We start from the raw sequence: 13,743 nt of genomic DNA, 5'->3' as shown, positions 1-13,743 counted from the left end.
ATCCTATTGAATGCAAATGCCGCCCCGGTCGCAAGACCGGGACGGCATTTTAGTGCGTGATATTACTGGACGTTCGCGCCGACGACGCTATCCCAGCCAGCCGTGACGGCTGCCTTGTTTGCGTCGACTTCTTCCAGTGTCGGGAAGTAGGCCTTCTCGTAGGAAGCGGCCGGCGGCAGCTTGTCGAGCAGGGCCTGCGGGATCTTGCCAGCCTTCGACATGGCGTTGAAGCGGGCCGGGTGGCAATAGCCGGCGAGCCATGCGGTCTGGCCTTCGTCGGAATACAGGTATTCCATCCACAGCTTGGCAGCGTTCGGGTGCGGCGCATAGGCCGAGATGCCCTGAACGTAGACGCCGGCGAGGACGCCCGAGGCCGGAACGATGACTTCAACCGGCGGGTTGCCGGCCAGCGTGTCCTTCCACGACAGGGCGTTGTAGTCCCAGGCAACGACGATCGGGGTCGAGCCCTGGGCGAGCGTGCCGGACTTGCCGATAACCGGAACGAAGTTGCCGGCCTTGTTCAGTTCGGCAAAGTACTTCAGGCCGGCTTCGCCGGCTTCCTTGCCAGCCTTTGCGCCGGAGGCGAGACCGGCGGCGAGAACGCCGAGGATGGCCTGGTTCGAAGCACGCGGGTCACCGGCGAGAGCGACCTGACCGGAATATTCCGGCTTCATCAGATCGGCCCAGTCGGCCGGCGTGTTCTTGACCAGATCCTTGTTCACGATCATCGACATCACGCCGTAATAGTCGCCGTACCAGTAGCCTTCGGCGTCCTTGATGGTGTCCGGAATTTCGTCCCAGGTGGAAACCTTGTAAGGCTGCAGCAGGCCTTCAGCCTTCATCTGCGGGCCGAAAGCGAGACCGACGTCGACAACGTCAGGAGCCTGCGGGCCCTTGTTGTCCTTGTTGGCCTTCACGGCTTCGACTTCGTCGGCCGAACCGGCGTCCGGGTTCAGTTCGTTGACGGTGATTTCCGGATACTTCTTCTTGAAGCCATCGATGACGGCGCCATAACCACACCAGTCGTGCGGCAGGGCGATCGTGGTCAGCATGCCTTCCTTCTTGGCGGCTTCGATCAGCTCGGCGCTCGGCTCGGCATAGGCGACGGCGGAGCTCGTCATGGCCAGAGCGGTCGTGAGCGACAGGAATTTGCGAAGATTGGTGGTCACTGTGTTTCTCCTCTGAGGTTGGCAGCGATGCGGTTCACTTATGTGGCCTTTGTTATCGTTGTGTGACGGATATCGGCCTCGTCTTATATGTCGCTAGAGCCGGTATCCCGTTTTGTCCTCCGTTGTGATTAGCGGGGCTTTCGAAACAGGCGCGCCTGTTCGAATAGCCCTTCCAGGGTGTTCATACGTTCGCGCGTCTCGTTCCAGGACGAGCTCTGCACGGCTTCTATCAAGGCTTCCACGACGAAAAGGGTCACAACCGAGCTGTCCCAGGCCGAGGGGGCTTCGATGTGGAGCTTGAAACAGTTGGCCGCGTATTGCGCGACCGGCGACATCCACTGATCCGTAAACAGCACGATTTCCACGCCATTGGCGCGCGCCACTTCGGCAAGGGTCGTCAGGTCGGCCTCGTAGCGGCGGATGTCGAAGATGACGAGCACGTCACCCTTTTGCATGTTCAGCACATGCTGCGGCCAGGAGCTGGCATTGGACGACATCAATGTCGTCTTCGGCCGGATGACCTGCATGTGGGTGAAGAAGTATTCGGCGAGCGCTCCCGTGATACGGCCACCGACGAAGTAGAGGCTGCGGTCGCGATCGCCCATCAGGCGAGCAGCTTCGTCAAACGTCGCCGTCTTCAGTTCGCCGAGTGAATCGCGCAGATTGGACATGACCGCTTCGGCAAAGCGATTGAGGATGTGGCGGTTCGGCGCGTTGGCGGCCCAGCGGTCGTGTTTGGCGATCGGATTGGAAATTGTCGCTTCGAGTTCCTGATGCAGATGCGCCTGAAATTCCGGATAGCCCTTGTAGCCGAGCTTCTGCACCATGCGGGCAACCGTCGGCGTCGACACACCGGCGTTCTCGGCCACCGTTGTGATGCTGCCGAGCCCGGACACGGGATAGTTTTCCAGCAGGCTCTCGGCCAGCTGTCGCTCAGCACGCGTCAGCCCATTGAAATGGGCATGGATCACGTCCGATACGGTGTTGGACGCATTCAACAAGGACCGAAGTCTCCCCTCAAGCCGATCTTTTGCCAGCTTTATTAGGATTAAGCCTCGCTGTCACAATTGAGTCAACCGGCCTTTGAAGAGATTTTTTCAGAACCGGATTGACACTGGCGCAACTGTGAAGAATTCTCTTCTTCAACAAAAGCAGCCTTTAAGGCGCGGGGGACAGCAGCATGCTCGTGAGGTCAGGGATCCTGACATCGGCAGATGGGGAAACCGTCGCCGTGGAGAACGTGAGTGCCGGCGGCGCGGTCGTGCTGGTCTGCGAGCACGCATCGCGTCTGCTGCCTGAAGCCGCCGGCACGCTCGGCCTGTCGAGCGATGCCCTGTCCAGCCACATCGCCTGGGATCCCGGTGCACTTGCCCTTTCTCGATTGCTGTCGGCCAAGCTTGATGCGCTCCTGGTCTATCAGCGGTTTTCCCGACTGATCTATGACTGCAATCGTCCGCCGGAATCGCCTGCCGCAATGCCGGAAAAGAGCGAGATCTACGAGATACCCGGCAACCGCGACCTGTCGGTCGCCGAGCGGTACGCACGGACTGCTGCGATCTATGTTCCGTTTCACGACCGGATCAGCGCAGAACTTTCGCGCCGGAGCGGGGAGGGGAGGCCGAATGTGGTCGTCACCGTCCACAGTTTCACGCCGGTCTACTTCGGCACGCCGCGGGAGGTCGAGATCGGCATCCTGCACGACATCGACAGCCGTCTCGCCGATGCGCTACTGGATGGCGCGGCGAAGGCTGGACAATTCCGCGTCGAGCGCAATTCACCTTACGGGCCGGAGGATGGTGTTACCCACACCCTGCGCCTGCATGCCTTGCCTGCCGGTCATGCCAACGTCATGATCGAGGTGCGCAACGATCTGATATCCAATTCCGTCGACCAGGAGGTCATGGCCGACTACCTCGCCGGGCTGATCGCAGATGCGGTCAGTGCGGTCGTGGGACGATAAATACGACCTCACGGGGAGCAGCATAGCTGCGAATAACCGCCACAAAAACCGGCGGGCCAAATACATGATCGCCGCAATCCCGCGGGCGATCTCCACTTTGGGGGATGCCATGTCAGATTACTCTGATACAGACAAGAAACAGGATCTTCATATCCTGCACTCCATGGGCTATGCGCAGGAACTGGAACGGCGCATGAGCTCGTTCTCGAACTTCGCCATTTCCTTCTCGATCATCTGCATCCTGTCCGGCGGGATCAACTCGCTCGGTCAGGCAACGTCCGGTGTGGGCGGTGCCGCGATCGGCATCGGCTGGCTCGTCGGCTGCGCGATTTCCGGCGTTTTCGCTCTCGGCCTCGCCCAGATCGCATCGTCCTATCCGACGGCGGGCGGCCTCTATCACTGGGCGTCAATCCTCGGCAACCGATTTACCGGCTGGCTCGCTGCCTGGCTCAACCTGCTCGGTCTCGTGACCGTTCTGGGCGCTATCAATGTCGGCACCTACTACTTCTTCTTCGGTGCTTTTGGTGCCTATTTCGGTCTGGAAGACACACTGATCGTGCGCGTTGGCTTCGTCGCCATCATCACCGCCCTTCAGGCCGTCATCAACCACTTCGGCATCGGGCTTACCGCGAAGCTCACCGACTTCTCGGGCTATCTGATTTTCGCAACGGCGTTGCTTCTGACGATCGCCTGCCTGGTGGCTGCACCGAGCTTCGAAATCAGCCGCCTCTTCACCTTCGCCAATTATACCGGCACGGAAGGTGCAAGTGGCGTCTGGCCAAACCCGGTCTCGACCCTGATGGCCTTTGGTCTCGGTCTGCTGCTGCCGATCTACACGATCACCGGCTATGACGCCTCGGCCCATACGTCGGAAGAAACCATCAAGGCTTCGACATCCGTGCCGCGTGGCATGATCTCGGCGGTCCTCTGGTCGTCTCTCTTCGGTTACGTGATGCTGTGCTCGTTCGTCCTGATGATCCCGAACATGGACGATGCGGCAAAGCAGGGCTGGAACGTTTTCTTCTGGGCCATGGACACCCAGATGAACCCGGTCGTTGAGGAAATCCTCTACTTCCTCATCTTCGTGTCGCAGTTCCTCTGCGGTCTGGCGACCGTTACCTCCCTATCGCGCATGATGTATGCCTTCTCGCGTGACAAGGGCCTGCCGGGTTCGTCGGCACTCGCCAAAGTCAGCCCCAAGCACCGCACGCCGGTCGCTGCGATCTGGGTTGGCGCCATCCTGTCGGTCCTGTTCGTCTGGTTCACCTCTGCCATCACGATCGCCGGCACGCCCGCCTATTCGATCGTCGTGTCCTGCACCGTCATCTTCCTGTTCCTCTCCTTTGCCCTGCCGATCGCGCTCGGCATCGGCGCTATCGGAACGTCGAAGTGGCCGAAGATGGGTGAATGGAACATGGGGATCGGCACCTACAAGTTGGTCGCCGTGCTCAGCATTCTCGCCATGGCGCTGATCTTCTTCATCGGCATCCAGGCACCGAACGACTGGGCTCTGCCAATCACGATCGGCTTCCTGGTTCTGACCGGGATTGTCTGGGTCGTGTTCGAGAACAAGCGCTTCAAGGGCCCGCCGATTGGTGACGAAGTCGCCAAGCGTGCCGCAGAAATCGCCGCTGCCGAAAAGGCTGTCGGTCAGGCCTGATCCTAGTCACGCGGGCCGGGGCGGTTCCCGGCCCGCGTTTCTCCTCCGATACCGGCGAACCGGTATCCGTCTCATTTCACATTGCGCGGACCATAGTCATGACCACCACTTACACATTCGAAGACCTGAAAAAGGACGTCGCCGAAGGGCGCATCGACACGGTTCTGGCGTGTCAGGTGGACATGCAGGGCCGGCTGATGGGCAAGCGTTTCCAGGCGGAGTATTTCGTCGATAGCGCCTACAAGGAAACGCATAGCTGCAATTATCTGCTCGCGACCGACATGGAGATGGAAACCGTCTCCGGCTACAAGGCGACGAGTTGGGAAAAAGGGTACGGCGACTACACGATGAAGCCGGATCTTTCGACACTGCGTCGGATTCCCTGGCTTGAGGGCACGGCGCTGGTGCTCTGCGACATGTATGACCATGCGACCCATGCGGAAGTGGCGCATTCGCCGCGCGCGATCCTGAAGAAGCAGGTTGCCCGGCTTGAAGCCATGGGCATGAAGGCCTTCATGGCGACCGAACTCGAATTCTTCCTCTTCGACCAGACTTATGACGCGGCGCGGCTTTCCGGTTACCGCGACCTCAAGCTGGTCTCGGGCTATAACGAGGACTACCACATCTTCCAGACGACCAAGGAAGAGGACGTGATGCGGGCGATCCGCAAGGGCCTGCAGGGCGCCGGCATTCCGGTCGAGAATTCCAAGGGCGAGGCCTCTGCCGGCCAGGAAGAAATCAATGTCCGTTATGCCGATGCGCTGACGATGGCTGACCGGCATGTGATCATCAAGAATGGCTGCAAGGAGATTGCCTGGTCGAAGGGCAAGGCGATCACCTTCCTTGCCAAGTGGCATTACAACGCAGCCGGCTCTTCGTCGCATATCCATCAATCGCTCTGGTCGGCCGATGGCAAGACGCCATTGTTCTTCGACAAGGACGGCCAGCACGGCATGTCGGAAACGATGCGGCATTATATGGCCGGGCTGCTCGCCCATGCCGGTGAGTTTACCTATTTCCTCGCGCCCTACATCAATTCCTACAAGCGTTTCGTCGCCGGCACTTTTGCGCCGACCAAGGCGATCTGGTCGAAGGACAATCGCACGGCCGGTTACCGCCTGTGCGGCGATCGGACGAAGGGTATCCGTGTCGAATGCCGCGTCGGCGGCTCGGATCTCAATCCGTATCTGGCCATGGCAGCACTTCTGGCGGCCGGCATCGACGGGATCGAAAAGAAGATGGTGCTTGAGCCGGAATTTTCGGGCGATGCCTATGGCGCGCAGGGCGCTCGTGAAATCCCGCGGACACTGCGGGCTGCGGCGGAAACACTGAATGGCTCGGCGATGCTGAGGGCTGCCTTTGGCGATGACGTCATCGATCACTATGTCCGTGCCGCCGAATGGGAGCAGGAAGAATATGACCGTCGGATCACCGACTGGGAGGTGGCGCGCGGTTTCGAGCGGGCGTGACGAAAGGTGGCCTTGAGGCCGCCACGATCCCTCGCATATGGGTGTAAACATGGACAGCGGCCTCGGCCGCTGTCATCTCATTCTAGAACAACAGGAAGACGATCATGACCATGATCCAATGCATTTCGCCGATCGACGGATCGGTTTACGCCGAGCGACCGGCGATGTCGCTGGAGGCGGCGACCGAGGCTGTGGCTCGTGCCCGCAAGGCGCAGAAGGCCTGGGCGCGGCGGCCTCTGGAAGACCGCGTTCAGCTGGTGCTGAAGGGCGTTGCCCGTCTCAACGAAATGTCGGACGAGGTCGTGCCGGAACTCGCCCACATGATGGGCCGCCCCGTGCGTTACGGCGGCGAATACAAGGGTTTCAACGAACGCTCGAACTATGTCGCAAACATTGCTGCTGACGCTCTCGCGCCGCTGGTCGTTGAGAACAGTGCGACTTTCGAACGCCGCATCGAACGCGAACCGCATGGCGTCGTCTTCGTCATCGCGCCGTGGAACTACCCTTACATGACCGCGATCAACACGATCGCACCGGCGCTGATGGCGGGCAATACCGTCGTCATCAAGCATGCAACGCAAACGTTGCTCGTCGGCGAGCGCATGGTGCGGGCGTTCGTCGAGGCGGGCGTGCCGGACGATGTCTTCCTCAACCTCTTCCTCGATCATGCAACGACATCGGCGCTGATCGCGGCCGGTAATTTCAACTTCATCAACTTCACCGGTTCGGTTGAAGGCGGGCGTTCGATCGAGCGGGCTGCTGCCGGCACATTTGCCGGTCTCGGCCTCGAGCTCGGCGGCAAGGATCCGGGTTACGTCATGGACGACGCCGACCTCGACGCTGCCGTCGATACGCTGATGGATGGCGCCACCTATAATTCCGGCCAGTGCTGCTGCGGCATCGAGCGCATCTATGTGCATGAAAGCCTCTACGACGCTTTCGTCGAAAAGTCGGTCGCCTGGGTGTCGAACTACAAGCTCGGCAATCCGCTCGATCCGGAAACGACGCTGGGCCCGATGGCCAACAAGCGTTTCGCCAAGGTCGTGCGCGAACAGATCGCCGATGCGGTGTCGAAGGGTGCCAAGGCGCTGGTCGATCCGAAGCTCTTTCCGGCCGATGACGGCGGCGCCTATATCATGCCGCAGGTTCTGGTGAACGTCGATCACTCCATGGCGTTCATGAAGGACGAGACCTTTGGTCCGGCCGTTGGTATCATGAAGGTGAAGAGCGACGAACAGGCGCTCGAACTGATGAACGACAGCCCCTATGGTCTGACAGCTTCGCTCTGGACGCAGGATCCCGAGCGCGCTGCCAAGATCGGCCGCGAGATCGAGACCGGCACCGTGTTCATGAACCGCGCCGACTATCTCGACCCGGCACTCTGCTGGACCGGCGTCAAGGAAACCGGCAAGGGCGGCTCGCTTTCCGTTCTAGGCTTCCAGAACCTCACCCGTCCGAAATCCTACCACCTGAAGAAAGTCACGAAATGAACATCGTCGCCAATTGGAGCTACCCCACCGCCGTCAAGATGGGACGTGGCCGCATCAAGGAACTGGCGGACGCCTGCAAGTCGCTCGGCATGAAGAAGCCGCTTCTGATCACCGACCGGGGCCTTGCTCCGATGGCGATCACGCAGACGGCGCTCGATGTGTTGGAAGAAGCGGGCCTTGGCCGTGCACTCTTCGCCGATGTCGATCCGAACCCGAACGAGAAGAACCTTGAGGCCGGCATCAAGGCCTACAAGGATGGCGGTCATGATGGCGTCGTCGCCTTCGGTGGCGGCTCGGGCCTCGACCTCGGCAAGTGCGTCGCCTTCATGGCCGGCCAGACCCGTCCGGTCTGGGATTTCGAGGACATCGGTGACTGGTGGACGCGCGCCAATTCCGACGGCATCGCGCCGATCGTCGCCGTGCCGACCACGGCGGGCACCGGTTCCGAAGTCGGTCGCGCCTCTGTGATCACCAACTCCGTCACCCATGTGAAGAAGATCATCTTCCATCCGAAGTTCCTGCCCGGCGTCGTGATCTGCGACCCGGAACTGACGGTCGGCATGCCGAAGATGATCACCGCCGGTACCGGCATGGATGCGTTCGCCCATTGCCTGGAAGCCTATTCCTCGCCCTTCTATCATCCGATGAGCCAAGGAATCGCGCTTGAGGGCATGCGGTTGGTCAAGGAATTCCTGCCGCGCGCCTACAAGGACGGCACGGATCTCGAAGCGCGCACCAATATGATGTCGGCTGCTGCCATGGGCGCGACTGCGTTCCAGAAGGGGCTCGGTGCCATCCACGCGCTGTCGCATCCGATTGGTGCTGTCTACAACACCCATCACGGCATGACGAATGCCGTCGTCATGCCGCCGGTGCTGAAGTTCAACCGTCATGCGATCGAGGACAAGATCGAGCGGGCCGCTGCCTATCTGGGGATCTCCGGAGGCTTCGACGGCTTCTACGATTACGTGCTGGCACTGCGTTCGGAATTGAACGTGCCTGCCAACCTGACGGCCATGGGTATTGCCAATGACCGGATCGACGAGTTGTCCGCGATGGCGATCGAGGATCCGAGTGCCGGCGGCAATCCGGTGAAGATGACGCTCGAGAACACCAAACAGCTGTTCGCCGACTGCTTCTGAGCGCGCCTCGGGGCTATGCAAGACAATGGAAACCCTGTCATCTTCGGCAGGGTTTTCTTTGTGTCTTTCGCCTGTTTGGCTGGTGTCTACTGATCGTTGGGGGCTGTATGTCGTTTCGAATGAAAGCTGTTTGCCGTCTGCTGACCGGCGTTCTCGCTCCAATCCTCACATTTCATGCCGCACCAGCGTCGGCCGAAAGCTATCAGGCGCTTCTCAAGAAGGGCTACACGGTGGGCAAGATGAGCCAGGGCAAATCAGGCTCGCTCGGTTGGGTGCTGACCGGCCAGGACGGTAAGCAGTTCTGCAAGGCGAAGGTCAGTCTTGCCGTGGTGGACAAGAAGACGCTGGTCAGCATTCTCGGCAGTGGCCGGATGGTGAAGGTTGACCGCGCGGCGTTCGAGGCCGGCATCGGTGGCCCCGATCCGTCGCTCCCACTCGTCTCCGACCTAAAGGCGGGCCGGGTTGGGCCGCAGCGTGTCGGCGCCTGCACGCCCCTGCGGGGCTGACTGGCCGACAGACGGTCCGTTTCTACATTCGAATATACAAGTTATTTCCGGTGCTTCCCCCCATTATGGGGGAGGCTGCGGAGGGGTGCGTTTCAGGTTTGTTAACCATAATTGGCAATGATGTGTGTACGCGGCGCCAATGACGAGGGTTGCCCCAGAGCGATGAAGCGCTCGGAACAGACCCCTTGAGGAACAAGCATGCCAGTCATCTCATTCGCCAATGCCAAGGGCGGCGCCGGCAAGACCACTGCAGCCCTCCTGCTCGCCACGGAACTGGCGCATCAGGGCTACCGCGTCGCGATCCTCGATGCCGATCCGCAGCGCTGGATTACCCAGTGGTCCGAGATGTCCGGCCCGCAGCACAATATCGAAGTGGTGTCCGAGGTCTCTGTCGCTTCCGTTCAGGGGCATATCCGGGACCTGTCGCGCAGCAACGACTATATCATCATGGACCTCGCCGGTGCGCGTGATGCCATGGTGACGACTGCAGTCGGTCTGTCGGACCATGTGATGATCCCGGTTCAGGGCTGTGCCATGGACGCCAAGGGCGGCGCGCAGATCCTCGACCTGATCAAGATGATGGAAGACACCGGCAATCTCGTCATTCCCCATTCCGTGGTGCTGACCCGAGTCACCTCCATGGTGACAACGCGCGCCCTGCTGACGATCAAGGGGCTGCTGGCCGCCCGCGGCGTCAATGTCGTCAATACGCCGATTGCTGAACGCAGTGCTTTCCGCGAAATCTTCGACTGTGGCGGCACGCTGTATTCGATGGATGCAGCAAAGATCAGCAATCTCGACAAGGCCCAGGAAAACGCCAAGGCCTTCGCCAGCGAAGTCCTGCGTCTCCTGCCGGTGAAGATCATCCGCTCCGCCCAGCCGCGCCGGTTGTTCCGCCTGGTGCGCAGCGCGGCTTAAAAAATCCTCCCGAGAGTACCACCTCCAAACCGCCGGTCCTGCCGGCGGTTTCTTTATGACCGCCACTCAACTGCGAAAGCCGCGAGCGGTCTGCTCGCGGCTTTCGGGAGAAGATTGCTGGCGTCCGCGTCAGTCGACGAATTCGACCGTGACGCCTGCCTTCACCATCTTGGCGAGTTCCGTCGCATCCCAATTGGTCAGGCGGATACAGCCGTGGCTCTGGGTGCGGCCGATCTTCGATGGTTCGGGTGTCCCGTGGATGCCATAGGTCGGCTTCGACAGGGCCAGCCAGACCGTGCCGACAGGGCCGTTGGGGCCGGGCGGGATCTGCAGGATCTTGTCGTTGGCGCCCTGCTGGAAGTTAACCTTCGGATTGTAGGTATAGCCCGGATTGAGCGCGATCCGCTCGATCGTCACCGTGCCTGAGGGCGAGGGGGTATCGGTCGAGCCGATGCTGGCCGGATAGGCGGCGACAAGGTTGCCATCGGCGCCATAGGCGAAGACCTGCTTCAGCGCCTTGTCGGCGACGATGCGGGCCACACTGCCGGTCTTGGCCGGGCCGGGATCGATGACCTTGATCATCGTGCCGGGAATGGTGAAGTCGACACCCGGATTAAGTTCGCGCAGGTAACCCTCATCCATGTGGAATTTCTCGGCCAGCATTTCTGCCGTCGACGTATAGGCCATGGCGGGAAGCTGGGCCTTGTGGGCGTAATCCTCGGGGATTGCAGCGACGTAAGGGCCGGCTGCGTCGCCAGCCGTGATCGTGTAGCTGGTTATGGCGAGGCCGCCGGACAGGCGCAACCGCTCCAGGATGTCGTCGGCATTGTTCGGATCGAGCGTCTCGCCGGTCATCTTTTCCCAGGCGACGATTGCCTTGTTGACGTTCTGGCCCATCTTGCCGTCGATCACGCCGGGGGAGACGCCTTCGCGGTCGAGGAAGACCTGCAGTGCTGTGATCTCAAGCCGTGACAGGTTGCTCTTCACCGGGATTTCCGGCGTCACGATCCGCTGGGGTGCCTGATCAGAAGGGGGTGCAACATCCGGCCCGCCATAGGGCATGTCGGAAGGGGAGCCGTCGAGCGGCTGCCCATCACCAGGCAGGGCGTCGGGAATGGATGCGGTCGTAACGTCGTCATCCCAGCCGCGCGGCTGCTGCGCAGGTCCGCCGCGGTAGGGATCGCGATAGGGATCGACGACGCCCGGCAGCGCGCGCGCCTGATCCTCCCGTGCGGGTGGGTAATAACTCTCGGCCGGAATTTCGGTTGCCACTAGATTGCCGAACCGATCGAACAGCACGGTGCGCCCCATGCGGTCACGGCTGATTATGACGTCTCCCTCTTCCGGGATGTAGTCGAGAATATCGCCTTCCGGAGACACCAGAAGGGTCTGTGACTTGCGATAGTCGTAGACGGATTGCGCCCAGGAGGCGCCTGCGGTCGCCAGCGACGTGGCTGCGAGAGCCATCATGAGCAAGCCTGATTTCCTGATGTCGTGCACGGTTCGGTTTCCTCGTCTCTGCGGGCGACAAACGCGACAAATTTGACACTAATGTGGAAAAGGTGAATTCATAATGAATATAGGATTAACTTGCTGTGGGGGCAGGGAGGAAACCGCTTAATCGATGCCATGTTCCGGGTGTCGATGCGGTCGCCTGAGGGGGGACGATGCAGGACCGATTGAGAATGGAAGCCTTTCTGCCTTACCGGCTTATCCGGGTTGCGGACCGATTCGATACGGCTTTCTCGCACTATTGCGGCCCCGAGGACGAATTGTCCTGGTCGGAATGGCAGGTACTCTGGTGCCTCGGGGAATACTCGCCGATCACGGCCAAGGCAATTTCAATGCATTCGGGTCTATCCAAAACGAAGATCAGCCGGGCGGTGAAAGTGCTTGAAGACCGCGGTTACCTGTTGCGCAAGCGCGATCGGGTTGATCGCCGCTTCGAGCTTCTCTCCTTGACTGAGGAGGGGGTGGCGCGCTTCGATCGGCTTGAGCGCTGTGCGCATGCGTTTCAGCATTGGCTTGAGCAGTCGGTTAACATCGCCTATCTGTCGTCGCTCGACAGTGGCCTTGCCGGGCTTGAACAACTGGCAGCGGTCGGACTTTTGCAGACTGCCGCTCCGGTGGTCGAGGAAACCTTTTCATGATTTCTTTTCGCGGTTCTCGTGGCCCGTCTCTAACACTGGATCAAAGTTCCGTCTTCGACATCGGAGCATGCGTGGTCGATGGCGTCGATCTTGCTCCCGGCCGCGCCATTCCTGACGATGGCGATCCGCGCATCGACCATTCGCTGGAAGGCTTTCTCTTCACCTGCGGACCCGACCACATCCGTCATCCGCATCCGTTGCCGGATGGAAAATCAATGTATCCCTTGCATGGGTCGTTTTCGGCGCATCCAGCACAGGCGCTGGCCGTCTCCATGGACGGGGCAGACCTTGTGGCCGAGGCGCGCGTGCCGGTGAGACTGGCCGATGGAGGACAGGCCGAGTTGCGGCGCCAGTGGCGGATCAAAGGGGACAGCGGCGAGGTGCAACTGGCCGACGAAGTTGTCAACACCGGCCAGACGGCGTTTCCCGCGTTCTTGATGTACCACATCAATCTGGGGGCGAAACATTTCGACGAGGGTACAGGCCTTGAAGGCGCGATGCTGGAGGGCGGCGGTTTTCCCTGGACCTTCGGTGAGGGCGATGGCGGTGTCTTCTGCGTGCCGGCTGGCCATGGTGGCTGGGCGGAAGTCCGGCTGGGGCCTATGACGGCGATCGGCGGCAAGCGGCTCAAGGTCCGTTTCCGCACGGACACGCTGCCCTTTCTGCAGGTCTGGCGCAACCAGAAGGCTCCGGCGCATGTGGTCGGCATCGAGCCGGTTTCGCACCGCTGGGTGAACCGCGACGAGTTGCGGGAGGCCGGCGAATTCGTCCTTTTGGAGCCCGGCGAGAGCCGGCATTACGGGCTGGCTTTCTCCTTTTCCTGAACCTTTAGTGTCCTTCGAAAAACGGTGCCGTCGCTTGCCGTCATTGACGCATGAGGATGCCCGTCGTAGATGTTGCGGCCAAGATTTCGATGAGGTTGAGCGGATGAATATCAGGCAGATCAACGAGGAATATTCGGTCACCGGCCAGATCACGGTCGAGGAACTCGATACGATCAAGCAGCTCGGCTTCAAGTCGATCGTCTGCCATCGCCCTGATGGCGAGGAGATGGGCCAGCCGAGTTTTGCGGCGATTGCGGCGCGGGCAGGAGAGCTCGGCCTGAAGATCAAACACGTGCCCGTCGGACCCATGGGCGTTACGCCCGATGCCGTGGCCGAGATGGTCGATGCGCTCGAGGATTTCGACAAGCCCATGCTTGGCTATTGCCGTTCCGGTGCACGTTCCACCGCGACTTACGAACACGCGCTTCGCCAGCGCGGCTGAGCTTTTTCCTTCT

13 protein-coding genes are annotated in these 13,743 nt (G+C 60.7%); 10 read left to right on the top strand and 3 right to left on the bottom strand.

Annotated elements, in window-relative coordinates; all coding sequences use genetic code 11:
• Positions 1-62: 62 nt before the first annotated feature.
• Together ASE36_RS10710 and ASE36_RS10705 are read right to left on the bottom strand one after the other, a co-directional pair.
• A complete protein-coding gene (locus tag ASE36_RS10710; protein ID WP_413813659.1) occupies positions 63-1,121 on the bottom strand; it encodes an ABC transporter substrate-binding protein in 1,059 nt (352 codons plus the stop codon).
• Between the two features lie 176 nt (positions 1,122-1,297).
• Positions 1,298-2,170, bottom strand: coding sequence for a MurR/RpiR family transcriptional regulator (locus ASE36_RS10705; protein WP_062279101.1), 873 nt, complete (start codon positions 2,168-2,170; stop codon positions 1,298-1,300).
• 179 nt (positions 2,171-2,349) lie between these two features.
• Here ASE36_RS10705 and ASE36_RS10700 point away from each other — a divergent pair, with 179 nt between their 5' ends.
• The 7 genes from ASE36_RS10700 to ASE36_RS10670 all read left to right on the top strand — a co-directional run bounded on the left by ASE36_RS10700 (position 2,350) and on the right by ASE36_RS10670 (position 10,314).
• Entirely contained in the window at positions 2,350-3,129 is a 780-nt protein-coding gene (locus tag ASE36_RS10700) for an N-formylglutamate amidohydrolase (protein ID WP_062279099.1), read from the top strand.
• A gap of 109 nt (positions 3,130-3,238) precedes the next feature.
• Positions 3,239-4,789 carry an amino acid permease gene (locus ASE36_RS10695; protein ID WP_062281227.1) on the top strand — a complete coding sequence of 517 codons (1,551 nt, stop codon included), beginning with the start codon at positions 3,239-3,241 and terminating at the stop codon, positions 4,787-4,789.
• 98 nt (positions 4,790-4,887) lie between these two features.
• Entirely contained in the window at positions 4,888-6,258 is a 1,371-nt protein-coding gene (locus ASE36_RS10690) for a glutamine synthetase family protein (RefSeq protein WP_062279096.1), read from the top strand.
• Positions 6,259-6,362: 104 nt separating this feature from the next.
• A complete protein-coding gene (locus ASE36_RS10685; RefSeq protein WP_062279093.1) occupies positions 6,363-7,748 on the top strand; it encodes an aldehyde dehydrogenase family protein in 1,386 nt (461 codons plus the stop codon).
• The gene (locus ASE36_RS10680) at positions 7,745-8,890 is read left to right on the top strand and encodes an iron-containing alcohol dehydrogenase (protein ID WP_062279091.1); all 1,146 of its coding nucleotides are present in this window, start codon (positions 7,745-7,747) and stop codon (positions 8,888-8,890) included. The genes ASE36_RS10685 and ASE36_RS10680 overlap by 4 nt, the downstream gene beginning before the upstream one ends.
• Before the next feature lie 119 nt (positions 8,891-9,009).
• Positions 9,010-9,396 carry a hypothetical protein gene (locus ASE36_RS10675; protein ID WP_082511010.1) on the top strand — a complete coding sequence of 129 codons (387 nt, stop codon included), beginning with the start codon at positions 9,010-9,012 and terminating at the stop codon, positions 9,394-9,396.
• A gap of 198 nt (positions 9,397-9,594) precedes the next feature.
• On the top strand, positions 9,595-10,314 hold the full coding sequence (locus ASE36_RS10670; RefSeq protein ID WP_062279086.1) for a ParA family protein: 720 nt from the start codon (positions 9,595-9,597) through the stop codon (positions 10,312-10,314).
• A 129-nt stretch (positions 10,315-10,443) separates the two neighbouring features.
• Here ASE36_RS10670 and ASE36_RS10665 read toward each other — a convergent pair whose 3' ends face one another.
• Positions 10,444-11,784, bottom strand: coding sequence for a L,D-transpeptidase (locus ASE36_RS10665; protein ID WP_156378668.1), 1,341 nt, complete (start codon positions 11,782-11,784; stop codon positions 10,444-10,446).
• A 215-nt stretch (positions 11,785-11,999) separates the two neighbouring features.
• On the opposite strand from ASE36_RS10665, the gene ASE36_RS10660 reads away from it, so the two are divergent.
• The 3 genes from ASE36_RS10660 (at position 12,000) to ASE36_RS10650 (ending at position 13,730) form a co-directional block, all read left to right on the top strand.
• A complete protein-coding gene (locus tag ASE36_RS10660) occupies positions 12,000-12,464 on the top strand; it encodes a MarR family winged helix-turn-helix transcriptional regulator (RefSeq protein WP_062279084.1) in 465 nt (154 codons plus the stop codon).
• Entirely contained in the window at positions 12,461-13,288 is an 828-nt protein-coding gene (locus ASE36_RS10655) for a DUF4432 family protein (protein ID WP_062279081.1), read from the top strand. Before ASE36_RS10660 ends, ASE36_RS10655 begins: the two co-directional genes overlap by 4 nt.
• A 103-nt stretch (positions 13,289-13,391) precedes the next feature.
• Positions 13,392-13,730, top strand: a complete 339-nt coding sequence (locus ASE36_RS10650) for a TIGR01244 family sulfur transferase (RefSeq protein ID WP_062279079.1) — start codon at positions 13,392-13,394, stop codon at positions 13,728-13,730.
• The last annotated feature ends 13 nt before the right edge of the window (positions 13,731-13,743 follow it).

The organism is Rhizobium sp. Root274 (assembly GCF_001429245.1).
GTDB lineage: Bacteria > Pseudomonadota > Alphaproteobacteria > Rhizobiales > Rhizobiaceae > Allorhizobium.
Note: the sequence above shows the minus strand (reverse complement) of the source record. Positions and strands in the feature narration are given on the sequence as shown.